Origin of the sequence: Algoriphagus halophilus (assembly GCF_900129785.1) — a bacterium.
Classification (GTDB): domain Bacteria; phylum Bacteroidota; class Bacteroidia; order Cytophagales; family Cyclobacteriaceae; genus Algoriphagus; species Algoriphagus halophilus.
In genome coordinates this window covers 1,854,973-1,880,507 of sequence record NZ_FSRC01000001.1, presented here as the reverse complement: position 1 = coordinate 1,880,507, position 25,535 = coordinate 1,854,973, and the positions used below count along the sequence as shown (strand labels likewise).

Annotated in this window: 18 protein-coding genes; 10 read left to right on the top strand and 8 right to left on the bottom strand. The window is 38.7% G+C overall.

Annotated elements, in window-relative coordinates; genetic code table 11:
* Entirely contained in the window at positions 1-966 is a 966-nt protein-coding gene (locus BUR11_RS07915) for an L-histidine N(alpha)-methyltransferase (RefSeq protein WP_074224295.1), read from the top strand.
* Positions 967-1,021: 55 nt separating this feature from the next.
* Here BUR11_RS07915 and BUR11_RS07910 read toward each other — a convergent pair whose 3' ends face one another.
* Positions 1,022-2,752 (bottom strand): phospho-sugar mutase, encoded by a 1,731-nt coding sequence (locus BUR11_RS07910; RefSeq protein ID WP_074224294.1) that lies wholly within the window; start codon positions 2,750-2,752, stop codon positions 1,022-1,024.
* A gap of 201 nt (positions 2,753-2,953) precedes the next feature.
* Between BUR11_RS07910 and BUR11_RS07905 the strand changes: the two genes are divergently transcribed.
* Entirely contained in the window at positions 2,954-5,743 is a 2,790-nt protein-coding gene (locus BUR11_RS07905; RefSeq protein WP_074224293.1) for a glycoside hydrolase family 2 protein, read from the top strand.
* Here the strand turns inward: BUR11_RS07905 and BUR11_RS07900 are convergent.
* The 6 genes from BUR11_RS07900 to BUR11_RS07875 all read right to left on the bottom strand — a co-directional run bounded on the left by BUR11_RS07900 (position 5,723) and on the right by BUR11_RS07875 (position 11,635).
* Entirely contained in the window at positions 5,723-6,694 is a 972-nt protein-coding gene (locus BUR11_RS07900; RefSeq protein WP_200800387.1) for a YihY/virulence factor BrkB family protein, read from the bottom strand. The genes BUR11_RS07905 and BUR11_RS07900 overlap by 21 nt on opposite strands.
* A 2-nt stretch (positions 6,695-6,696) precedes the next feature.
* Positions 6,697-7,641 (bottom strand): mechanosensitive ion channel family protein, encoded by a 945-nt coding sequence (locus BUR11_RS07895; protein ID WP_074224292.1) that lies wholly within the window; start codon positions 7,639-7,641, stop codon positions 6,697-6,699.
* 254 nt (positions 7,642-7,895) lie between these two features.
* Positions 7,896-8,492, bottom strand: coding sequence for a DUF502 domain-containing protein (locus BUR11_RS07890; protein ID WP_074224291.1), 597 nt, complete (start codon positions 8,490-8,492; stop codon positions 7,896-7,898).
* A gap of 72 nt (positions 8,493-8,564) precedes the next feature.
* On the bottom strand, positions 8,565-9,659 hold the full coding sequence (gene hppD, locus BUR11_RS07885; RefSeq protein WP_074224290.1) for a 4-hydroxyphenylpyruvate dioxygenase: 1,095 nt from the start codon (positions 9,657-9,659) through the stop codon (positions 8,565-8,567).
* A 75-nt stretch (positions 9,660-9,734) separates the two neighbouring features.
* Entirely contained in the window at positions 9,735-10,736 is a 1,002-nt protein-coding gene (locus BUR11_RS07880) for a lysophospholipid acyltransferase family protein (protein WP_074224289.1), read from the bottom strand.
* Positions 10,733-11,635, bottom strand: coding sequence for a bile acid:sodium symporter family protein (locus tag BUR11_RS07875; RefSeq protein ID WP_074224288.1), 903 nt, complete (start codon positions 11,633-11,635; stop codon positions 10,733-10,735). The genes BUR11_RS07880 and BUR11_RS07875 overlap by 4 nt, the downstream gene beginning before the upstream one ends.
* A gap of 293 nt (positions 11,636-11,928) precedes the next feature.
* On the opposite strand from BUR11_RS07875, the gene BUR11_RS07870 reads away from it, so the two are divergent.
* The 8 genes from BUR11_RS07870 (at position 11,929) to BUR11_RS07835 (ending at position 24,165) form a co-directional block, all read left to right on the top strand.
* A complete protein-coding gene (locus BUR11_RS07870) occupies positions 11,929-13,299 on the top strand; it encodes a Gfo/Idh/MocA family protein (RefSeq protein WP_074224287.1) in 1,371 nt (456 codons plus the stop codon).
* A 16-nt stretch (positions 13,300-13,315) separates the two neighbouring features.
* Positions 13,316-14,212, top strand: a complete 897-nt coding sequence (locus tag BUR11_RS07865) for a TIM barrel protein (RefSeq protein ID WP_074224286.1) — start codon at positions 13,316-13,318, stop codon at positions 14,210-14,212.
* A gap of 27 nt (positions 14,213-14,239) precedes the next feature.
* Positions 14,240-15,331: a DUF6807 domain-containing protein gene (locus BUR11_RS07860; RefSeq protein WP_317045240.1), complete on the top strand. Its 1,092-nt coding sequence runs from the start codon at positions 14,240-14,242 to the stop codon at positions 15,329-15,331.
* Positions 15,332-15,633: 302 nt separating this feature from the next.
* Positions 15,634-16,230, top strand: coding sequence for a hypothetical protein (locus tag BUR11_RS07855; protein ID WP_074224285.1), 597 nt, complete (start codon positions 15,634-15,636; stop codon positions 16,228-16,230).
* A gap of 82 nt (positions 16,231-16,312) precedes the next feature.
* Complete coding sequence (locus BUR11_RS07850) at positions 16,313-17,059, top strand: hypothetical protein (RefSeq protein ID WP_143185876.1); 747 nt, start codon at positions 16,313-16,315, stop codon at positions 17,057-17,059.
* Between the two features lie 299 nt (positions 17,060-17,358).
* Complete coding sequence (locus tag BUR11_RS07845; RefSeq protein ID WP_074224282.1) at positions 17,359-20,700, top strand: transglutaminase family protein; 3,342 nt, start codon at positions 17,359-17,361, stop codon at positions 20,698-20,700.
* Between the two features lie 40 nt (positions 20,701-20,740).
* Positions 20,741-23,278 (top strand): circularly permuted type 2 ATP-grasp protein, encoded by a 2,538-nt coding sequence (locus BUR11_RS07840; RefSeq protein WP_074225170.1) that lies wholly within the window; start codon positions 20,741-20,743, stop codon positions 23,276-23,278.
* Positions 23,275-24,165 (top strand): transglutaminase family protein, encoded by an 891-nt coding sequence (locus tag BUR11_RS07835; protein WP_074224280.1) that lies wholly within the window; start codon positions 23,275-23,277, stop codon positions 24,163-24,165. The genes BUR11_RS07840 and BUR11_RS07835 overlap by 4 nt, the downstream gene beginning before the upstream one ends.
* 50 nt (positions 24,166-24,215) lie before the next feature.
* Here the strand turns inward: BUR11_RS07835 and BUR11_RS07830 are convergent, their stop codons facing one another.
* Positions 24,216-25,514, bottom strand: a complete 1,299-nt coding sequence (locus BUR11_RS07830; RefSeq protein WP_074224279.1) for a DUF3472 domain-containing protein — start codon at positions 25,512-25,514, stop codon at positions 24,216-24,218.
* Positions 25,515-25,535 lie beyond the last annotated feature (21 nt).

Sequence of the window (25,535 nt, the reverse complement as noted above, 5' to 3'; positions counted from 1 at the left end):
ATGAGTTCAAAAAATTTAGATTTCGGGTCCTTTGCCCAAGATGTCATGTTGGGTTTGAGTTCCCATCCAAAAACCCTTCCCTCCAAATATTTTTATGATGAGAAAGGGGATAAGTTGTTTCAGGAGATCATGGAGCTTCCTGAATATTATCTGACAAGAAAAGAGTTGGAGATTTTTGAAAATCAGCATGAAGAAATCCTGAAGCCAATTTTGAACTTGGGTCAATCTTTTAACCTGGTAGAATTGGGGGCAGGAGATGGGCTTAAAACAAAGATCTTTCTTCAATATTTAATCAAAGAAAAAGCTGACTTTGAGTATTTTCCAATTGATTTTTCGGCTACTGTCCTAGAGGAATTAAAAGGAACCCTGAAAACTGAATTTCCTGGATTAACTGTTTCCACTATTAAAGATACTTATAGAGGTTCTTTGATCAAGCGGGATTGGGAAAATGGAAAGCCAAATTTGATCTTATTTTTAGGTTCTAATCTCGGAAATTTTAGTTTGGAGGAAGCATATGATATATTAAATCATTTACGAATTGGAGCCAATCACCAAGACTTCGTTTTGTTAGGGTTGGATTTAAAAAAGAATCCTCAAACCATTTTGGATGCCTATCATGATTCTAAAGGGGTGACGAGATCTTTTAATTTAAATCTTTTGGATCGGGTTAATAGAGAGCTTCAAGGGGATATCAATACAGAGAATTTCATTCATTGGCCAACCTATGAACCTGTATCTGGAGAGTGTAGAAGTTATTTGGTCTCCATGGTTGAACAAACGATTAATTTAAAAGCGCTGGATCAATCTTTTCATTTGGAGGCATTTGAGCCCATTTTTACCGAGATAAGTAAGAAGTACAGTTTGACCGAGATTGATGATTTGGCGGTAAAAGGAGGATTCCGAACTGTACAGAGTTTTACGGATAAGGAGCATTACTTTGCGAATATCCTGTGGCAAAGAATCTAAATCAAAAAAGGCATCCAGATAAATTGGATGCCTTTTTTGTGATTAATAATAGATATTAACTGAAGTACTGCTTTAATCCTTCTAATCGTTCGATCAATTCCTTTTCTGTGCTTCGATAGGCAGACCTGTTTGATAACTCAGTGTTGACTGAAAAATAATATTTAATCTTAGGTTCAGTTCCTGATGGTCTTGCTGAAATTTTGCTACCATCTGCCAGATAAAACTGCATGACATTGGACTTGTCCAATTCAAGAGGAATTACCTTACCTGAGTCTACATAAGTAACGGTACTGGCCTTCACATCCACTATTCGATCTACTTTCTGTGAATTCATTTCTTTTGGTGGATTTTGTCTAAACCCATTCATTAAAGCCTGAATTTGTTCTGCACCATCTTTCCCTTTTTTGGTCACAGAAATCAGATTTTCCTTATAGAAACCAAATTGCTCATAAATTTCTGCAAGTACATCAAATACAGTTTTTCCTTTTGATTTATAGTAAGCAACAACTTCAGCCACCATAGCACAGGCACTGACACCATCTTTGTCTCTTACAAAATCCCCCACTAAATAGCCATAGGACTCTTCTCCACCTCCAATAAATTTCTTGATGCCTTCTAACTCTCTGATGATTGCTGCAATATTTTTAAAGCCTGTCAATACGGAGAAGCATTCCACTCCAAAACCTGCGCAGATTTTGTCAATCAATTCTGTGGTCACAATGGTGTTGACCATAAACTGATTTCCATCGAGTTTTCCTGCTTCTTTCCACTTACTCAATAAGTAATAGGTCAACAAAGACCCTGTTTGATTTCCATTGAGCAGTTCATATTCTCCTGATTCATTCGGAACGGCTGCTGCATATCGGTCTCCGTCGGGATCACAGGCCAATATTAATTCAGCCCCCACTTCTTTTCCCAGTTTAACAGACAGCGTTAAAGCTTCTGCTTCCTCAGGATTGGGGTACACTACTGTTGGAAAGGTTCCATCAGGTTCGGCTTGCTCTTTCACAATATGTACATTTTCAAAGCCAAATGCTTTGATGGCTGCAGGAACCATTTTGCCTGAAGCTCCATGAATAGGAGAGAAGACAATTGGTAAGTCTTTTTGTTGTTTGATTTCCTCAGGGGATAAGCTGAGACCTTTTACCTTCTCCAAGTAAATGGCATCAAAATCCTCCTCTATATAACTGAATAGCTCATCTTGTTTATTCCAATTTACCTGATCAAAAGAAGTGATTTTCTGAACTTCTTTAATGATGTTGGTATCATGGGGAGCAACTACTTGCGCTCCATCATCCCAATAAGCTTTATATCCATTGTATTCCTTTGGGTTATGGGATGCAGTGATCATGACCCCACTTTTACATCCATAATGCCTCACAGCAAATGAAAGCATGGGCGTAGGTCTCATGTCTTTGAAGTATAATACCTTAATTCCGTTAGCGGTTAAGACATTTGCTGTGGTGGTGGCAAACAAGGTATTATTGATTCTACTGTCATGTGTAATCGCTACTTTGATATCTTCACCTTCAAAGCACTTCAATAAATAGTTGGCCAGTCCTTGGGTAGCCATTCCGATGGTATAAATATTCATTCGGTTGGTTCCAACACCCATTAAACCTCTCAATCCTCCCGTTCCGAACTCAAGATCTTGATAAAATGAATCAACCAACTCTGTTGGATTATCATTAATCAGCTTCTTGATCTGGGTTTTAGTATCTTCATCGATGTTTCCATTCAGCCAACTTTGGGCTTTTTCGAGTATGGCAGGGTCTAGTGCGCTCATATGTTAAAAATTTCTTTGAAATCTAATTTATAGAAAATGTGAAATAAAGCCATTTTATCACCACAAATCCTTGTCTTTTTTAATTGAATTATTTTTAAACCACCTTACTATGAGAAGTTTATTGTTTTTTGACCTGGGAAGGGATTTTTTTAAGCGTAGAATAAAACTATTTTTAAGGAGTTCTATCACCCGCTCAAATTAATGGAATTCCCTTTTCGACTAGGTATACCTCAGCTTTTCTTTTTTGTTTTTATGATCAGTATGGGCAATGCCCAAGATTTGCAACATGATCAAAGAATATACCTAAGCGGAAAAGACGCTGCCAGTGCTGTTCTCTGGGATTTCAAAATATCTGATGGGAAAAATGCTGGGATTTGGACCCAACTACCGGTTCCATCCAATTGGGAAATGCATGGTTTTGGAACACTTAACTATGGTCATGATCATCGTGATACAAACAAATTACTTGGAAAAGAATTTGGAGAATATCGTTTAGAATTCTTTGCTGAAAAGGGGTGGAAAGGACAAACTGTCAATTTGGTATTTGATGGTTCCATGACGGATACTGAAGTTTGGGTGAACGGTAAAAGTGCTGGACCTATTCACCAAGGAGGGTTTTACAGATTTCAATTTGATATCAGCAAATTGTTATCCTACGGGGATACTAATTTACTTGAAGTGACTGTGAGAAAAGTATCTGATAATGAATCTGTTAATAAAGCAGAACGTGAGGCTGATTTTTGGATTTTTGGAGGAATATTCAGACCAGTATTTTTAGAAGTTTTACCAAGTTTTCATTTTACTAGAATTGCAGTTGATCCCAGGCATGATGGGAATTTTAGTGGATTGGTACTATTGAACAAAGTTCCAAAGTCCAGTTGGTTGGATATTGAACTAATTGATCCGAATAGTGGCCAGACTGTAGGGGAATTCCAGCAATCTATTGACTCTGATTCGGTAAGTTTTTCTCATCAATTTTCAACTATCAGAGCTTGGAATCCAGAATCTCCCACACTTTATAATGCCATTTTCAGATGGATGGATGAGGAAGGAGTCCTCTTTGAGAAAAGTGAAACAATAGGATTTAGGTCTGTGGCATTGAAAGAGAAAGACGGATTATATATCAATGGGGTGAAAGTTATCCTCAAAGGAGTGAATAGACATTCTTTTTATCCAACTTCAGGGAGGGCTTTGAGCGACTCAAACCATGTAGAGGATATTCTTTTGATGAAGGAAATGAATATGAATGCGGTGAGAATGTCTCATTATCCCCCGGATGAGAAATTCTTAGAATTAGCGGATTCATTAGGGTTATTTGTATTAGATGAGGTAACTGGCTTGCAGGATGCTTATGATGAATTGATAGGGCCAAAGTTAATTCAAGAAACGGTGTTAAGAGATGCGAACCATCCGTCGGTGATCCTTTGGAATCATGGAAATGAAGGAGGTTGGAATTTTGAAAATGAGCCCGCTTTTCATCAAGTTGATATTCAAAAAAGACCTGTTATTTATCCATGGCTATTGCGAAATCACATCGATACGTTTCATTACCCCACTTATAATTCTAAGGAAGGAAGATTGGATCGGGGAGTGGATGTGTTTATGCCTACAGAACTTTTACATGGTTTGTATGTCGGTGGGGCTGGTGCAGGTCTGGGTGATTTTTGGACAAAGTACTCTGGAAACCCTTTGTTTGCAGGAGGTTTTTTATGGGCATTTTCTGATGAAGCAGTAAAAAGAGCAGACCGATCGGATAGCTTAGATTCTGATGGAAACCATGCTCCTGATGGAATCCTAGGTCCTTTTAGAGAAAAAGAAGGAAGTTTTTATAGTATTCAATCTGTTTTTTCTCCTATCCAGCTAGACTTTTTAGAAGAGGGAATTTCTGTTGGAGGAAAGGTAAACGTTACTAATCATTACTTATTTTCTGATCTTAATACCTGTCAGTTACGGATAGAAGTATTGAAAATAAAAGGTTGGCAAGGAACCTCTGTTTTGAGCAGTAATTCAATTTCTCTTCCAGCACTTCGACCTGGACAATCGGCATTGGTTGATTTACAATTGCCTGATCAATGGAAAGAAGGAGATGTTTTAAAAATAACAGCTGTTGGTATCCATGGGGAGAAACTTACTACTTGGGCAAAACCTTTGCGTGAACCCAAAGAGGGAATCAGAAGGTATTTTAATTCCAATGAAATTGAGATATATCCCATCAAAGTCCGGGAATCCACTGCTGATGTCCAAGTAGAAGTTGATGGGAAACTCTTCTTTTTCGGAAAGAAGTCTGGCAATTTAGAGTTGGTAAAAGTGGGGAGAAGATTTTTCTATTTATCCCAAAACCCAAAACTGGAGGGAGTGAAGCTGGAGCCTACTAAAGTCTCTTGGAAAAAGATAAAGGATGGTTCCATCGAGATTCATTCCTCTTTTCAGGATCAATTGGGGGACATTATTTGGACAGTATTACCAAATGCCCAATTGAAAATGGAAGCATCTATTTCACAAATACCTACACCAAGCAAGGAATTGCTTGGTGTAGGTTTTCACTTCCCTGACTCTTTGATTGTAAAGGCGGATTTGATCACAGATGGTCCATATCGAGTATGGAAAAACAGGAGGGAAGGAGTTGGTTTTGGGCTTTGGGGAAAAAAATATAACGATACCCAGACTGGCTATAGTTTAGAAGATCTACAATATCCTGAGTTTAAAGGATATTACTCAAATTTCCATGCTGCCAAATTGATAACACACGAAGGAGAGATCGAGATAAAGACCGAGACACCGGGGATATTTTTAAGCTTGTTCAAGCCTAAGTATCCAGCTGAATCTACTTTCGGAGTAATGCCCACCCAAACAGAATCCGATCTCAGCTTTCTTTATGATATTCCAGCTATGGGTACCAAATTTCATTTAGGGGCTGAAATGGGGCCTGTTCAAAATGAATCTCCGGAAAGAAGGATACAACCCCTGATATTATGGTTTAATTTTCGCTGACTGGGACTCTTTATCTATAATTACTTCTTTTTTTTTAACTCTTGAAAAATGCTCATAGGGAATAATTCCATATCCATATTTGATGGAAAACACCTTGGTAAACTCTGCTCCAAAGAAGAAAATTAAACAAGAATAGGAGACCCAAAGCAGGATTAAGATCAAAGAACCTGCTGCTCCGTAAGTGGATCCGGGGTTGGTAGCCCCAAAATATAAGGCAAGTAGAAATTTACCTACTACAAATAAAATAGCCGTTAAAAATGCTCCCACCCAAACTGTTTTCCATCTGATTTTGGCATCAGGTAAATATTTGAATATCAAGGCAAATAAAAATGTGATGACGGAAATGGAAAGGACCCAGTCTAATGTAAACGCCAAGTAAATCACAAATTCGGGTAATTTACTTGATAAGAACTCACTTAAAATGGAAATCAATGCTGTGAGAATAAAACTGACCAAAAGAAGAAACCCAAGTACTAAGACGAAACCAAAACTTACTAAACGGTCCTTGGCCAATTTATACCAAGTGATTTCATCTGTAAGTTTCAATTCCCAGATTTGGTTGAGTGAGACTTTTAAATGATAAAAAACGCCCGTCGCTCCGAATAATAATGTCCCTACACCTACCACAGTAGCCAAGATATTTTTATCACTTAACTCGGTACTTAAAATCATTTCCTGAATGATTTTGGCGTTATCTGGACCTAAAATATCCTGAAACTGAGTGGATAGATTACCTGCTACGATATCGGGGCCCCAAATAGCTCCCACAGAATTGACTACAATCACCAATAATGCTGGCAGAGATAAAACCGCATAATAGGCAACTACGGCACTTAGCCTTGCTGGGTCGGAGGCCATCCATCGGTGATAGGCCATGACAATTAGTTTTGGTAAATCACGAATATGAAACCTACTTGGGGTCATCAAATCTTCTTTGGGACTCGAATCCATGCTTAATTAGAGTTTTCTTTAGTCTTTAGTAAGGTTAGTGCTCCTAATTCTTCCTTCATAGGAACCCCACCTTTGATTCCAAAGTCCAATGTTCTGATAGGGAATGGGATAGTAATTCCTTCTTGATCAAAAGCTTTCTTTAAAGCAATGATGGCTTCGTTTCTTGCAGGGATGAAATTAATTTCTTCGGTGGAGAATTTGACCCAAATATTCAAAATGAAATTGATGGAACTGTCTCCAAATCCTGTCCAAAAAATACTTGGCTCTTCAGTTGACAATCTACTGGGCAAATCTTTCATAGCTTCTAAGGCAATTTTTTGTACTGTTTCTAAATCTTCCCCATAGCTGATCCCACATTCTATCTGTACCCTTCTTTTGCCTTCCTCTGTATAATTGATGAAAAATTCCTGGAACAACATTCGGTTTGGAACATGTACAATAGGGCCATTGTAGGTTCGAATTTTAGTCACTCGGAGGTTTACATCAATCACTTTACCTTCATGTCCGTCCTTGGTCTGAATGACATCACCGATTTTATAGGGTTGGTTGAACGTGATAAAAACACCTGACATGAAATTGGCAGCTGTATCCTGGAAAGCAAAACCCAAGGCCAAACCCATGATACCTAATCCCGCTAATATGGATGAAACGGTTTTGCTTAATTCCATAGCAGAGAGGGAAAGCATGATTCCTAGAACCAAAATCCCCATAAATATGATCTGACTTAAAAACCTACTTATGGTCGGATTAATATGAATTTTAGTAAGGTATTTATTTGAGTACAACTTTAGTTTTCTCGCCATGAAAATTGCAATAGTCATGATGAGGATGGCCAATGCCAAATTAGGTAAGCTGCTAATAGCTGCTTCTCCCCATCCTTGCAACTTTTCGGTTATTTTTTCAAAAACTTTTTGCGCATCGTATCCAAATATTTCTGCTAATCTCATGTCCTTTTTTTTGATTCCATCTTTAAAATGAAATCTTCATGCCATGTTTAGCATGAATTGAATAAGGGGAGATAAGCGGGGATAGGGGAATTAAATAATATCCTAGACAGTGTGCTTTGGGGCTGATAATCAGGTTTTTGAAGGAAAAGGAACTTGTATGATTTCCTTTCTAAAAAGAAAAATAGACTAATAAGAGGTGTTTTACCAGAATTAAAAATTTTGATTTTGCCCGATTTGGGGAATTAATTCCTTAGCTACTTTTGGTTTTTTTCCAATTGATTCAGGATAGTTTGGGAATTGACTCCTAATTGTCTCATGATTTTTTGAACATCTTTTTGATGAAGGTTTGTCCTTTTTATTCTCTTTTCTTCAAAGATAATCACATTGCCTTCCCAAATATTTGGGGCACCCGGCACAAAAATCACTAAGTCTCCATTGTCTAATTTATCCACTTCGAATCCCAACATCCATCCATCGATGGGGGCTAGGACTACAGGGAAGTTGGTCTCCGCAATTAATCCTGCCTGGTCTTGAAGAGTGTTCTTCATCAGGTGATAACCTGGGAAAAGTGTCAAAATATTGTTTTCTATCCAATTGACCATTTTTAGTCCCACACCTTTACTAGCTATATATCCGGCTACCAGACAAATTAAAACCAGAATGATGATGCTAAGTAGGTAAGGGCTACTTGTAATAAAATATTTGTCACCAAAGTTTTCAGTAATAGAGGTAGCTAAAGGTCTCAGCAAACTGATAGCTTTTTCTAAAAAGATAATTGCCAGGACGATAGGAAATAAAAAAAATATTCCTCCTTTCAGAAGTTCATTAAATAGACCGATTAATTTTTTCATGGATTCCGATTTTAAAAAAAATTAGAACATTTTCTTATGGAAAAAAAATGCCGGTGCAAGACCGGCATTATTTTATAAGTTTCCTCTTAATTCCTGCTCTCGTTCAATTGCCTCAAACAAGGCCTTAAAATTGCCTTTTCCAAAGGATTTAGCTCCTTTTCTCTGGATAATTTCGAAGAATAAAGTAGGTCTATCCTGAACAGGTTTTGTGAAAATCTGGAGTAGATACCCTTCCTCATCCCGATCAACCAGGATGTTTAACTCCTTGAGGGGTTGAAGGTCTTCATCTATTTTTCCTACTCGATCCAAGAGATCATCATAATAAGATTGAGGGACTTCCAAAAATTCGATTCCTCTTTTTCTAAGTTCGGATACTGTATGGATGATATCGTCGGTGGCAATCGCCATATGCTGCACCCCGGGCCCGTTATAGAAATCCAAATACTCTTCTATCTGAGATTTTTTCTTTCCTTCTGCCGGTTCGTTGATTGGGAATTTGATATAGCCATTTCCATTGGAAACTACTTTTGACATTAGGGCTGAATATTCCGTAGAAATATCTTTGTCATCAAATGTGATCAACAATTTAAATCCCATCACATCTTCATAGAATGAAACCCAGCGGTTCATTTCACCCAGCTCAACATTTCCTACACAATGGTCGATGTATTTCAACCCTATTGGAGTAGCATGATAAGTGCTTTTTCTTGGGATAAATCCCGGAAGAAATACACCCTTGTAATTTTTACGTTCTACGAAGGTATGGATGGTATCTCCGTACGTTTTTATGGAAGCGGTTTTGACTTCTCCATGTTCATCTTTGAAGGTAGCAGGCTCTTCTACAGATTCAGCTCCCCTTGATGTGGTTTCATACCAGGATTTTTCCACATCATCTACCCACAGGGCAAGTACCTTGACACCATCTCCGTGACGATTGATATGTTGGGAAATTGGAGATTCAGATTGTAAAGGTGAAGTCAATACCAATCGGATTTTATCCTGTTTTAACACATAGGAAGCCCGATCTTTAATCCCAGTTTCAGGTCCTGCATAAGCAATCAATTCAAATCCAAAAGCATATTGATAGAACAGGGAAGATTGTTTGGCATTGCCTACATAAAGCTCTATGTAATCGGTCCCATTGATAGGGAGAAAATCTTCAGTCATGATTAAGTTATTTTTTGGGTTTTATATCTATCCCAAAGTTATAAAATTAACCAAAGAAAATTTTGTGAATAGCAATTATTCTTGAGGGTTTTTATTAGCCCACAAAGTAATTCCTGCCATGATCAAGAAGGTCAATGCCCAGGGTCCTATTCCGGGTTCAAAAGACAAGAGCATCAAAGCTAGGTAGTAAATGGGCCCCATTGTAAATCCTATCAGAAATTTCATGGTGGAGTCAAATACTTTGTCCTTGATTTTAGGACTTCTCCAAAGCCAAACCCAATATAATGGGAAATGAAAGATCTTCATGAGCTTGTTTTTCAACCCTGAAAAGGGAAGGATGGGAGCTTTTACCACACCAGTTTCCAGAAACTCTAGAACTGCCTCCTGGTCATTGAGATCTACACCTGCTTCAATGAGTCTGTTTAAATTGGCCTCGTAATTTTCATTGGGAATTTCTACCACTAATTCATGAAGCGCCTTTTCCACAGACTTGGTCAATTTTCCGGATTGGGAGTTAGGCATGTCTACCTCTATGGGTTCACCAAAAATCATATGAACCCTGCTTCCTGATTTTCTATGCGCGGAGTAGTTGATTCCTACAGGTAAAATAACGGGGTCAGTTTGAGGGTATTTTTCTTTTAACCCAAATGCCATTCTAGTAAATCCTTTACTCAATGGCCGTAGATTTCGGATTAGGCTATGACTGCCTTCAGCAAAAATGATCACCGTTCCGTTCTTTTTTAGAATCTCATAGGTTTTATCAAATATTTGCTGATTCTGTTGAATGGTTGAAAATCCATCGCGAACACGGTATACTGGCAGCATGCGGATAAAATCCAATAACTTAGCTGCCAATGGACTTTTAAACACAGAAGCCCTAGTTAAAAAGAAGGGATTTAATTTAGTATGAGTAGCTAAAAGGAGAGGGTCAATAAGTGCATTTTGGTGATTAGCAACCAGAATTACCGGCCTCTTTTTGGGAATATTTTCTTTCCCATCCACTTTGATGTTTTTGAAATAGAGATGAAGGCAGGCCTTGACCATAAGCCTCAACCAATAATTTACAAAATCTTTCATTCTTTATATTTCCATAAGGTGGCTATCGTAATTCCTGAAATCAAATGCCAAATGCCCCAAAAGGCAGTGATAAAGGCCATTCCTCCAAGTCCATTAAAATAGGTAAAGATAAGAACCAACCCCAATCCTGAGTTTTGAATTCCTGTTTCAATAGTTAATGTTTTGACATCAGCTAAGGGAAGTTTGAATGCTTTTCCGGTCAAAAAACCAGCCCCCAAAGCAATAAAATTGTGTGCTAAAACCCATAAAAAAATCAATGAAATGTAGCTTAAAAAAAGGTTCAAGTTTCCCATAAAGGCAATTACAATGAATGCAGCGAAAATAAGAAGACTTAGGGGTTTTAGGATTCTAGATGCTTTCTCTGCCAATTTTGGCGCATTCTGATGAGTTAAAATACCCAATAACAGGGGTATCCCTAATATTAAAGCAACGGTAAAAAAGGCATCTTTGAAATCTAGGCTTATTTCTTGGAGCAGGTTGGAGGTAGGTCCGTATAGACTTGCCCAGATCGCAAAATTGACTGGAGTACTAATGATGGAAAGGAAACTTGAAAACCCTGTTAAACTGATGGACAATGCAGTATTTCCCTTTGCCAAATTGGACAGGAAATTGGAAATGTTTCCTCCTGGACAAGCTGCCACCAAAAACATCCCCAATGCAACACTTGGAGGTGGATTAATTAAATGAACCAAGATCCAGGTTAAGAAAGGCAATAAAAGGAATTGTGAAAAAACGCCCAGAAAAAAACTTTTGGGATTTTTCACCAAATACTTAAAATCTTCGAACCTTAAATCTAAAGCCACTCCATACATGATCAGCGCCAAGGCAAGGTTGAGGAAAAGTAGGTCTTGGGGGCTAAAGTTTAATTGTATGGAATCTAACTCGTTATATGCTTGCATGAAGCCTTAATTCATAAGGATGGGTGTCTTCACTCTTAATTTATTGTAAAAGAGAATTCCAATAATAAGCAATTTGGGGATGAAAACACGCATGTATCCAGTTTAGACCTATTTTTTGCCTTTTCGAAAAAAAATAGTGCAATCGATTGCGTAGGTATCTAGTTCACTCATAGAATAGGCATTGACCCAAAGAGACGAAATGGTTAGATTAAAGAAATTTATGGTAGTGGCTAAGCGGACAAGTTCTTGGTCTTACCAGAATTGATGATAAATAACCCAAAATAGTGATACCCATGACCCAGCGAAGAGAGTTTATTAAAAAAAGTGTGTTAGGTACTGCCGGCATTGCCATGGTAGGTATGAGTATGTCTGCAAAATCCTATGCTTCGATCTTAGGAGCCAATGATCGAATCAACATGGCCGTAATTGGTATTAGGGGACAGGGAAGCAACCATATCAATCAATGGTGTGCTTTGAAAGATAATCGAAATGTTCGTCTGAAAACGCTTTGTGATGTGGATGAACAATATTTTTCTGAAAAATCGAAAATAGTAATAGAAAAAACGGGTGTGACACCATTAACCGAATGGGATATGCGTGCTGTTTTTGATGATCCGGAAATTGATGGGGTTTCCTTTGCTGTGCCTAATCACTGGCATGCCTTAGGAACCATATGGGCTTGTCAAGCCGGTAAACATGTGTACGTCGAAAAGCCAGCAAGTCATAATGTCTTTGAAGGAAGAAAAATGGTGGAAGCAGCAAGAAAGTATGATCGAAGGGTCCAAGTTGGTTTTCAAAATCGATCCATTGCCAATGTAATGGAAGCCATGGAGTTTCTGCATGCCGGAGGAATTGGTGAAGTTTACATGGCCAGAGGTCTTTGCTACAAGCCAAGAAATTCATTTGGCAGGGTCGCTGATAGCAACCCGCCAGCATCTTTACATTATGATCAATGGTTAGGTCCTGCACCTTATCAACCCTACAATGAGAAAAAAGTCCACTATAATTGGCATTGGCATTGGGCTACGGGCAACGGAGATACTGGTAATCAAGGTCCCCATCAATTTGATGTGGCACGTTGGGGATTAAATGCAAATGAACATCCCGTATCAGTTTATTCTTCTGGTGATATTTATGGAGTGACGAAAGAGGAATGTTCTCAAGAAACACCGAATACTCAAACTTCTATTTTTAAATATGCCGATGGAAAAACTTTGGAGTTTGAAACAAGAGGAAGGTATACCAATGGGGAAGCCAGTTTAGGCATTAAAATCGGCAACGTATTTTATGGCACGGATGGATACCTAGAAGTAAATGGAAGTTCTTGGAAAGCTTTCAAACAAGACGAGAAAGAACCATTTGCTATGAGTAAGAAGTCCCAAGAAGCTGGTCCAAGTAATCAGGTTTTGGCTGCTCCTGGAGGGGCAGAGCATTATGCTAATTTTTTGGATGCAATTCGATCAGGCAATAATGAAACATTGCATTGCGATATTGAAGAGGGCTTTATTTCCTCTACTTTACCATTGATTGCCAATGTCAGTTATTTAACAGGACGACAATTGCATTTTGATGGAAAAACAGAAAAATTCATCAAAGATAAAGAGGCGGATAAACTCTTGACCAGAGATTATCGAAAAGGCTTTGTGGTCCCTAATCAAGTTTAATTGTTAAAGACTAATTATGTTTGAATTAAATTCAAGAAGAAGTTTTTTGAAAACAGGGATTGCAGCTGGGCTAGGCTTGGCTGCAGGAAATTTGCCGTTTTCACTTCTTGCAGAAAATGCAAGAAAAGGAATGCAATTTGGGTTAGTGACCTATCAATGGGGAAGAGATTGGGATCTTGAAACCTTGATTTCTAATTGTGAAAAAACAGGGGTGCTTGGGGTGGAGCTGCGAACCCAACATGCGCATGGAGTGGAAACATCTTTAAGTTCTTCGCAGAGGCTAGAAGTGAAAAAGAGATTTGAAGATAGTCCAGTGACCTGCCTTGGGTATGGAAGTAATTTTGAATATCATAGCCCCGATCCCATGGTAGTTCAAGATAATATCGAACAAACCAAAGAGTACATCAAACTTTGTAAAGATATTGGCGCCAGTGGGATAAAAGTCAAGCCTAATACCCTCCCGGCAGATGTTCCTAAGGAAAAAACCATTGCTCAAATCGCAGATTCATTTAATAAAATCGGTGCTTTTGCAGGTGATTATGGGCAAATGGTACGGGTAGAGGTACATGGGCATTTGACTCAGGAATTACCAACTATGAAGGCAATATTTGATCAGGTAAGTGACCCCAATGTGAAAATTTGCTGGAATTGTAATCCTGAAGATTTATTGAGTCCCGGTCTGGAAGCGAATTTCAATTCTGTTAAACAATGGTTTGGAGACACTGTCCATGTTCGTGAGTTCAATGAAGGAGATTATCCCTACCAAGAACTGTTTAATCTGTTCGCTAAAATGGACTATCAAGGTTGGATTTTGATGGAAGCCAGAACAGAACCGAATGATCGGATAGCTGCCCTCAAGGAACAATTAAACTTATTCAATACATTAAAATCAAATGCTTTAGGAATAGTCTAAGCGTTGAATTATAACCCCAAACAATCCATGCAATTAAAAAAGTCAATTCAATTCGCAGGACTGGTATCTGGTTTTTTGATACTGAATGCCTGCAACTCTGGAAATTCCCAAAATCAAGAAACAACCAATGAAATGGAAAAGTCATCCAATACAGTCCAATTGGTTCAAGATGAAGCTGCCCAAAAAGTAGATGTATTGGTAGATGGAGCACTTTTTACTTCATTTATTTACCCAGATACCTTGGACAAACCTGTATTGTTTCCTATCAATACATCGAAAGGAACTACCATTACCCGCGGATGGCCATTAGCCCCAAGACCAGGAGAGCGGTTTGATCATCCTCATCATATAGGCTTATGGTTTAATTATGGAGATGTAAATGGTCTGGATTTTTGGAATAATTCTTATGCGATTCCAGAAGAAAAGAAATCTGATTATGGGCACATCACATTGGAAAAAATAAATTCCATTTCTTCCTCAGGAAATACTGGGAAATTGGAAGTGATTCAAGAATGGAAAAATGAAGCTGGACTAACCTTATTAGAAGAAAAAACTACTTTTATTTTTGAGGCTACGGATGATACCAGAACGATTGAGCGAATTGCTACGTTGACTGCGATAAATGGACCTGTTTCATTTACCGATAATAAAGAAGGAATGATTGCAATTAGAGTTGCTAGGCAATTAGAACATCCTTCCACAAAACCTGAACTTTTCACCGATGCATCTGGAAAAATTACGGATGTACCAACGATGAATAATGAAGGAATTACAGGAATGTATACCAGTAGCAATGGAAAAAAAGGAGATGATGTGTGGGGGACAAGAGGAGATTGGGTAGAGTTGGCAGGATCAATAGAGGGGGAGCCTATATCGGTAATTTTATATGACCATCCAGAGAATGTAGGATACCCAACCTATTGGCATGCCAGAGGCTATGGTCTATTTGCAGCAAACCCTCTTGGCCAAAAAGCGATGAGTGAGGGAAAAGAGGAATTAAATTATCAATTAAAAGATGGAGAATCGATGACCTTTAAATTTAAAGTGGATGTAGTTTCGGGAAAGAGTATAGAAGAAGGTCAAATTGTTGAATATTTTAACAGTTGGAAGACAAATTAACCAGTATATATATAATTCAATACAAAAGCACTATTTGTTTATAGTGCTTTTTTTTATGTATCAATAGCATATTTATTCAATATACTTGTCATAAATGATATAATTAGCACCAATATTATATTCTGGCATCATGTATGAAATAATATAGGAAAACTCACCATAAGGGTGTTTGATAAACTAAAAAACCTTAATAATCAATAGATTATATGGGTACGTGTGTGAATTTTATCCTCAATTTGTGTGAATAATATTCAATCAATGTTTTTTAGTTTCTATTTAAACTTCTTAAATTATTCGTACATATGATTTTATCTATTCTAAAACGTACTTTTATCCTATTAGTACTTTTTAGTTTGGTTTCTTGTATTGATATAAATGGAGTAAATATATTTCCAAATAGGAAAGATGATGGTGTTATTTCTGCTATATTAAACGGAGACCAATTTGAAGTCGAAAGTGGGAAAGGGATTTTAGCGTCTGAACATGTAATTGCAGAGATGGAAAACCGTGCTGATTCATTTCTACTAACGGTTTATGGAATTCGTGTCAAAGATGGAGGAAAAGCATTGGCTCTTGGATTTAAGATAGGTGGAAAGAACCTGGAGGAGCTATCCAGTGGAACTGAATTCAACGAATGGAATTTGATTGAAAATTCTGAAGTGAATTTTGAAGGTGCCATGGGAGCAGTTGAAATGAGAAACTCTGTCAAATCTAAAGACCATCTCTTCCAGGCTAGTTCCAACCATACTGGAGAAATGGAGTTACTGATAACAGATATTGATGTACACAAGAAATTGATATCAGGAAGATTCAGTTTTTCTGCCTTAGATGAGGAGAATGGAACTCTGGTTGAAGTTGAAAATGGGACTTTCGATAATATTAAATGGGAATGGATTTAAATTAATTAATAAGTTTCAAATAAGTTTTTTAAAGTAAAAAACCACCAAAAACAAACTATAACCAATCTAAAAAAGCTAGATTATGATCAAAACAACAAGATTTAGAAATTTGATGATTGCCGTAGCAGCTACCGCATTTATCACATCTTGTACGGAGGAAACAGATGAAACTCCAGCAATCACAGAAAGTGAAGTAACTATTTCTGCCACCCTAGGAATTAGTAGCTTGGAGGATGCCAGTGCCAGAACTACAGATTTAGATTATGGGAATTTCTCGATTGAGTCTGTAAAGGTTTCCATCGATAACGTCAAGCTAATTTTAAGAGCTACAAGTGAGGACAAAAAGAAACCAAGCATTGTACAAATCAGAAATAATGAGCCACAGATTTTAAATTTAGTGGAAGATGGAGAGGTTCAGATTGTGCAAATCGGTTCAGTTATGGCGGCAGATGGAGTTTATGGTAAGTTAAACTTGGATTTTGTTCATGCAGATGTTCCTGAAGATGACGAAATGCATGGATTATCCATCTTTGCTAAAGTAACCTGGTTCGGTGTCCCTGCTGAGGTTTCTATAGATATCGAAGATGAGATGCTCGTACAGTTCAACCAAGGCATCGAAGTGGCAGGTGCTCAGGATATGTTGTTGACCATGTATATGGATAAATTCTTGGAAGGTGTTAACCCGGCATTAGTATCTGATGGAAATGGAGATGGATTAATTGAGGTTGGTCCAGACAACGTGGATGGCAATGGCCAAGCGTATGATGAAATCGTTTCAAACATTGAAAGTGCCCTTGAAATGAAAAACGGAAAGTTCAAAGACAAGTAATTCTTTTCGACCTAAGGTCAATTGATTATTGAAAGCATCAATCTAATTACCACTGGTAAGTTGGATTGGTGCTTTTTTATTGATTTAGAATGCCTGCAATTCCAATACGAACCAATCTTTATGTTGATTTTTTAAAGGAAGTACAGAAGAAATAACTTTTTAATGTTTAATATCTTTTATAAATTTTAATCCGTGTTGTCCTTATTTTAATTTACTTTAGGAAGATTCGCCCAAGTAACCCAAGTCTAATTATTCAAGAGGGTAAGACTTTCATTTTTAATCCATTTTAAAATCTGTCCATGTCCATTAAGGTTGCTATTAGGCATTTTACCAGATACGATTACGATCGTCATATTTCATTGGGCCCCCAGGTCATTCGGTTAAGACCTGCCCCACATTCCCGAACATTTATCAAAGGATATTCTCTAAATGTAAAGCCTGAGAACCATTTTATTAATTGGCAACAGGATCCTTTTGGAAATTACCTGGCAAGAATTGTATTTCCTGAAAAAGTCAAGTTTTTTGAAATAGATGTGGAAGTGATAGCCGATATGGTGGTCATCAACCCTTTTGATTTTTTTGTAGAAGACTATGCTCACACATTTCCATTTACCTACGAAGAAGGGTTAAGTGCCCAACTAGGACCTTATTTAGAGAAAAAGGAATCAGGACCTTTATTGATGGAGCTGGTTGCCAAAGCCAAAAGCTTACTCCAAAAAGATATGATTACAGTGGATTATTTGGTGGCTATCAACCAATTAATCAGTAATGAATTGAAGTACAATGTGAGGATGGAGCCAGGGGTCCAAACTTGTGAAGAATCCATGTTTATAAAATCCGGTTCTTGTCGTGATTTTGCTTGGTTGATGGTGATGGTGCTTAGGCATTTAGGCTTGGCATCAAGATTTGCATCAGGATATTTAGTCCAATTGAAATCTGATGAAAAATCCTTGGATGGACCTTCCGGACCAGAAGAAGATTTTACGGATTTACATGCTTGGACAGAAGTATTTGTGCCGGGTGCAGGATGGATTGGATTGGATTCAACCTCTGGTTTATTTGCCGGTGAAGGGCATATTCCTTTGGCATGTACTCCGAGCCCACAGGATGCAGCACCGATTTCCGGGATGGCTGAACCAGCCGAGACTACTTTCCATTTTGAAAATCAGGTAACCAGAATTGAAGAAACTCCCAGAGTAACGAAGCCTTATTCTGAAGAGGTTTGGGAAAAAATCATTCAGGTGGGTGATCGGGTGGATGAAGATTTAGTTGCGAATGATGTGCGTTTAACCATGGGAGGGGAGCCAACTTTTGTTTCAGTCGATAATCAAGATGCCCCTGAATGGAATACCGATGCCGATGGTGAGCATAAAAGGAGTTTATCCAATATACTTTTCCACAAATTAAAAGTGGAGTTTGGGCAAGGTGCCTTGATGCAGTATGGTCAAGGGAAATGGTATCCTGGAGAACCGCTTCCTAGGTGGAAATTGGCTTGTTTTTGGAGAAAAGATGGTTATCCAATCTGGCATGATGATTCTTTAATGGCAGATATTTCCAAGGATTATAAACTTCATAGCCGTCATGCCAAAAGCTTCATGAATCATTTGGTGAAGCAGCTACATGTGGATAAAAACAACATTTCTCCATTATACGAGGACCCCTTTTATTTTATTTGGCAGGAGGGGAGAGTTCCTGTGAATATTGACCCCAAAAAATTCAACTTAAAGTCATCTCTAGAAAGACAAAAACTTGCTGAGTTATTAAATAAAGGCTTGGGTAAACCAGTTGGTTTTGCTGTTCCATTGGAATGGGAGCTACATGAACAAAGGTGGCAGAGTTGTAAATGGAGATTTAGGAGGGATGATTTGTATTTAGTGCCTGGAAATTCTCCAGCGGGTTTAAGGCTTCCATTGGATTCCATAGAGCATACTGCTGAAAAGGATGAACCCATTGCACCTGTTCAGGACTTGTTTGCCCCGGTAAAAAAGCTCCCCAAGTCTTCCAAGAAATCAAGCCCAAAACTCCCTCCCATTAATTCTAAAAGGATTTTTAAAACCACTTTGGTGGTGGAAGTCAGGGAAGGGAAGCTTTTTGTGTTTTTCCCTCCAACCACCCATATAGAGCATTACTTGGACCTTGTCAGTGCGGTGGAACGGACAGCCAAAAAAATGAAATTGCCTGTGTTGATAGAGGGATATGACCCTCCTTCGGACAAGAGGATAGAAAAAATGATGATCACTCCTGATCCGGGAGTAATTGAAGTAAATATTCAGCCTGCCAAATCCTGGAAAGAGGTGCTGCATAATTACCGGATCCTGTATGAAAAAGCACGGGAGTCGAGGTTGATCAGCGAGAAATTTAATGTGGATGGAAAGCATACTGGGACAGGAGGAGGAAACCATATTACTCTTGGAGGGACTTCCCCGGAAAATAGTCCCCTGCTTAGAAGGCCTGATGTATTGAGAAGTTTTATCACCTATTGGCAACACCATCCTGCATTATCCTATTTGTTTTCTACTCAATTTATTGGTCCGACTAGTCAGGCTCCAAGAGTGGATGAAGGAAGAGATGATATGCTGTATGAGCTGGAGTTGGCATTTCAGCAAGTACCAGACGGTAAAGAAAATGAAATCCCATTCTGGATGGTAGATCGGATTTTCAGAAACTTATTGGTTGATATAACAGGAAATACCCACCGGGCTGAGTTCTGCATTGATAAGCTGTATTCGCCTGATTCGAGTAGCGGTCGATTGGGAATCCTTGAATTTAGAGGCTTTGATATGCCTCCTCATTACAGGATGAGCATGGTTCAATTGTTATTGATCAGAGCCTTGATGAGTTGGTTTTGGAAAGAACCTTACAAGCATAAACTAGTGAGATGGGGGACTTCTCTCCACGATAAATTTTTACTTCCGCATTACTGCCAAAAAGATATGTTGGAAGTAGTGAATGATCTAAAAAGAGCGGGATACGATTTTGATATCTCTTGGTTTGATCCTTTCTTCAGTTTTAGATTTCCGTTTATAGGGGAGCTGCAGGCAGATGAAATCCATATTGATTTGAAAATGGCAATCGAACCTTGGCATGTATTGGGTGAGGAGATTTCAAGTTCTGGTACAGCCAGATATGTGGATTCTTCCTTGGAACGGTTACAGGTGAAAATTACTGGATTGACAGATTCTAGATATGAATTGCTTTGCAATGGGTTTAAGATCCCTTTGAAAAACACTGGAGTACATGGAGAATATGTGGCGGGGATCCGATATCGTGCATGGCAACCTTATTCGGCATTGCATCCTACGATAGGAATTGATACCCCTTTGGTTATTGATCTATATGATACCTGGACCAAAAAATCTGTGGCTGCCTGCCAATACCATGTAGTACATCCGGGTGGTAGAAGCTATGATAACTTCCCGATTAACAGCAACGAAGCAGAGGCTCGAAGAATTTCTAGGTTTTTCGACTTTGGACATACAATTACCAAGGAGAATCCTATTAATTTCACGGCGAAAGACGATCATAACACCGGAAGATACATCACCAAGTTGGATGGACCTCCTGTCTATGAGAATACATCGGAAATCGTAAACCCCGAATTTCCGTATACAATGGACCTTCGTCGCTATAAAAAAAGATGAGGGTAAACGATAGAATGTGCAATTAGTTCAAGTCAGAGGAATGATTGAGTCATATCTTATTGAAAAGATGTTCAATAATGCGCCGTTTCTGGATGAAATGGCCACCGACCAAGGTAAAATACATTCCCACTGGGAGCGGATAGCCAAATATTACGAACAAATTGGCTCGGAGAAAATGCGGCAATTTCAAGAGGAAGTTAGCCGGCAGCTTCGGGAAAATGGGGTAACCTATAATGTGTATGGGGATCCGGATGGGATGAACCGTCCTTGGATTTTAGATCCTGTTCCCATGGTTTTTAATTCCGAAGAATGGGAAGGGATAGAAAAAGGATTGGTTCAAAGGACTCAGTTATTAAATCTGATTCTCAGTGATTTATATGGTGAACAACAACTGATTAAAGAAGGCCTTATCCCTTTTGAATTGATCTATAACCACCGGGGATTTTTAAGGCAAGCACATGATATCAAATTAGAAGGTGAACAACAACTGATTCAATATTCTTCGGATTTGGCTCGTGGCCCCAATGGCATGATGTGGGTACTTCATGACCGTACAGATGCTCCTTCAGGTGCTGGATATACATTTGAGAACAGGGCCGCAATGACAAGGGTATTTCCTGAATTGATCCGTGAAAACCATGTTCGTAAAATCACCTCTTATTATCAAACATTCAAGAATACCTTAGGACACCTTACCAACAATAAGGAAAACCCAAGAGTGGTGTTGCTTTCTCCTGGTCCTACCAATGAAACCTTTTTTGAGCATGCCTATATTTCCTCATTTATGGGATTTACCTTGGCATTTGGAGAGGATTTAACGGTCAGTGGTGGGTATGTCTGGCTTAAAACCATCAAGGGGCTCGAGAAAGTGGATGTGATTATCCGTAGGGTAGATGATGTTTTTTGTGATCCATTGGAATATAAAAACGATTCGCATTTAGGGGTAGTTGGGTTGATGGAGGCCGTACGCCAGAAAAAAGTATTAGTCATTAATCCTTTGGGTTGTCGTGTGATGGAGAATCCAGGTCTAATGGCTTTTCTTCCAAAAATATCCAAACATTTATTGGGTCAGGACTTAGTATTGCCATCAGTAGCCACCTGGTGGTGTGGTCAGCCTAAAGAGAAAAAATTTGTATTTGATCATATTGAAACGCTGGTAATCAGAAATATTTATAGAGGAACGAACCATAAATCAATTTTTGGAGGTGATCTCAGCAAAGAACAAATACAACGTTTAAAGAAACAGATTGAAAAAAATCCCTACATGTATGTAGGGCAGGAAATGGTGGACTTCTCCACATCTCCTTCCTGGATCAATAACAAGCTGGAAGCGAGGAATGCGGTATTTCGTAGTTATGTGATTGCCGATTCGGAAAACAATAATTACAAGGTAATGCCTGGAGGGCTTTCGCGAAGTTCTCCGGAAAAAGGTGCTTTTTTGGTTTCCAATCAAACAGGTGGAATCAGTAAGGATACCTGGGTGTTAGGTAAATCAAAAGAGCCCATATCCGTTGTTTCTAAAACGATCAAAGTTCAACCTTTGGTAAGAAATGTCCTGCCAAGTCGTACAGGAGAAAGGTTATTTTGGCTAGGTCGTTATTTAGAAAGATCTTCTTATGCGGTTCGATTAATGCGAATGACTTTGTTGTCCTATAATGAGGCAGACGAAGATATCCATATTCACGAAACTCCCGTTTTGAGTACTTTGTTAAGAACCTTAACCATTTTAACAGGAACTAGTCCCGGATTTATGGAGAAGGCTACCTTAATGAATCCTGAGGAAGAGTTATTGGATTTGGTCCATAAAATTGATAAGCCCGGAAGTTTAGCGTATTCAATTCAATCTTTCCTAACCAATGCCTATGCGGTTCGGGATAGACTAAGTTTGGACACCTGGAGAATTCTGGATAGTATCTCAGAAGAGTTGAATAAAATGCGGCAAAGCAATACTTCCTTGATGCAAGCCTACCATAGTTTGGATAATATGGTAGTCAAATTGATGGCTTTCTATGGGTTGAATATTGACAACATGACCCGGGAACCAACTTGGCACTTGTTGAACATTGGCCGTTTTATTGAGTCTGCTGCTAACAACTGCACCATCCTAAGAGGGATGTTGTGTCAGTCTTTTGACACAGAGTCCAACAAGGAACTGATGGAAGATACCCTTCGCTGTAATGAGAGCTTGGTGACTTACCGGTATCGCTATAGATCCAACCTGGAAATGCATGGGGTATTGAGTCTTTTAATCTTACATGAGGATAACCCAAGATCCTTGATCTATCAATTGTTGGAAATTGACCAGCATTTAAAATCATTGCCGAATCAGGATGATCATGAAATGTTTGGGGTGGATCGAAAAAAGTTGTTGGAGGCAATTACCAAAATAAGGTTATGCGATATAGATTTAATTTCAACTCCTAATCCGGAAACAGGAAGCTTTGAAAACCTGACCACCTTATTAGATCAGGTTGTTGAATTACTTCACGACACTTCTGATAGGATTTATGAGAAATATTTCAGCCATACCGGATCTGGATATAGCATGATTCAAACTTCTGTCATTCCTGAGATATGAAATACCAAGTAATACATATCACGGATTATATCTATGAATTTCCTGCCACCCTTTGCCATAATTTGATGTTTCAAATTCCGCAGGACTTGGAATTTCAAAAGGTAAATAAATATGTCTGTGAAATCAGTCCTAAGCCAAGCTCCGAAGTAGAAAGAGTGGATTTTTTTGGGAATAAATATCTGTATTTCTCCGTGGAGCGATCTCATAAGAAGCTTACCGTTACTTCGCAGAGTTTGCTGGAATTGAGTACACCGAGTTGGATTTATGTGGATCCTAAGTCTACCAAACCTTGGGAAGAGGTGGTGGAATGGTTACATACGACAGAGGCTTCCAATGATATCAGGCAATATTATTTGGAGTCAAACCATGTGGAATTTATAGAAGGTATCAAGGAATATGCATTAAAGTCCTTTACTCCGAAGCGGCCGATCATGGAAGCTATGCTGGATTTAAACACTCGAATTTTCAAGGATTTTGCCTTTACTCCGGGTTTTACGGATATCAGTACACCACTTCAAAAAGTGTTTGATCACAAAAAGGGCGTTTGTCAGGATTTTGCCCATTTTTCCTTGGCCTGTCTGCGATCTCTGGGGCTTTCGGCCAGGTATGTCAGTGGGTACATAGAAACCTTGCCTCCTCCGGGAAAACCCAAGCTGATAGGATCAGATGCATCCCATGCCTGGATCGCGATTTATATACCTGAACATGGATGGGTAGAATTTGATGCAACCAATAATTTGTTGGTCAATGACAAACATATCAGGGTAGCGGTAGGCCGGGATTTTGCAGATGTCACTCCTCTTAAAGGGATCGTCTACAGTGGTAGTGAGCAAGAAATGAAAGTGAGTGTGGATGTAACGAATTTGGAGGAAGAATTATTGATTTAATTGGGCTGCATACGTGCTTATGGATCGAATTATTAAGGAACAGGTTCTGGTTAGGGTAGGTCTTCCCAATTGATTTGCGGGGTATCGTTCTTTTTAGCTCTTTGGTGCATACTATTTAACTCGGTACTCTGATCAAAAAAACCTCCATTTTGTAAGTAGAAATTGTCATTGATTTCACCACCCGCAAAATCTTTTCTATAGCCTCTTTTTGCAATATCATCCCCGGTGAATTTTGCTTCAGTAAGCTCTATCCAATCCCCATTGGTGTTTCTTGCCCATTGATTTGAATAGTGAGCAGAACGTTGAATATTTCCGGATTCAGGAATAAAGTTCTCCAAAAAGGAATGAGGTCTTTGGTACCAGGTATCCGTTTTGGGTCTTAAAAAGCTGGCGATTAATATCCATTTACCAACTTTCGGGTCCATGAAATAAGCTGTATAAATCGTATTGCCTTTCCCATCTGGTTCAACTGAATTCAGAAATTTGTAGGTGTCGCCGGCTGTCCAAGGGTAAACTAAATAGCTTTGACCTCCAGAACCTTCGTTACCGAATTCACCCGTGTATACCCCATCTCCTTTTTTCAGGAGTAAGATTTTTTCCTCTTCAGGGATAGTAGTTGGATCATCTGTTTGGAAAGGGCTCCAGACTGAAAATAAAATCCTCCTTTCATCAGGGCCGTTCACTTGAATTCCAAAATACCCTTCTCCAAACCCATTGGCCATAAAATAGGAACCAATAGGGTCTTGCCCCTCAGGAACAATCACTTCATTATAAAACCATTTAAAATCCTGGTTTTCGGGCAGGGAATAAGTTAGGTGAACAGAAGGTCCACGGCGGCCCCAATAAAAGCGGTTGTTTTCATTGTCTTTGACGAATTCCAACATGAGATCCTCTTTGGAAGCAAGGATTAAATTCTTGATGTTGGCAAATTGTTTACCGGATTTTGTCAATCCATTTAATCGAAACTGATTATATCCTTCTTTGAGTTGAAACTTTCCTACCTCCATAGAACCAGATTGTCCTGCTTCTAGTCTTACTTGGTGGCTTTGATCTAATGAAATAGATAATTCTGAATCTGATTCTTGAAGAAGCAGATCTAGGGCTAGAAAAATTGTTTGGTTCCGTTCTGACTTTACATAAATGCTAAATTCTGATTGGTCATCGACCCATGTTTCTATTCCATTTTCCCCAATCTTTTCTTTGAATTGCCCTGCTGTTTGGTAGGTATTTCCTCCTAATGGTATTTGGATATAATGTTCATATGAAATAGAAGAACCCTCTTCGTTTAAAGTGCAGGCAAACGTAGCTTGGAATACGAGAAGTAGGAATAAAAAGCAATTAAATTTCATCTGATGGGTGGTTTGGATGCC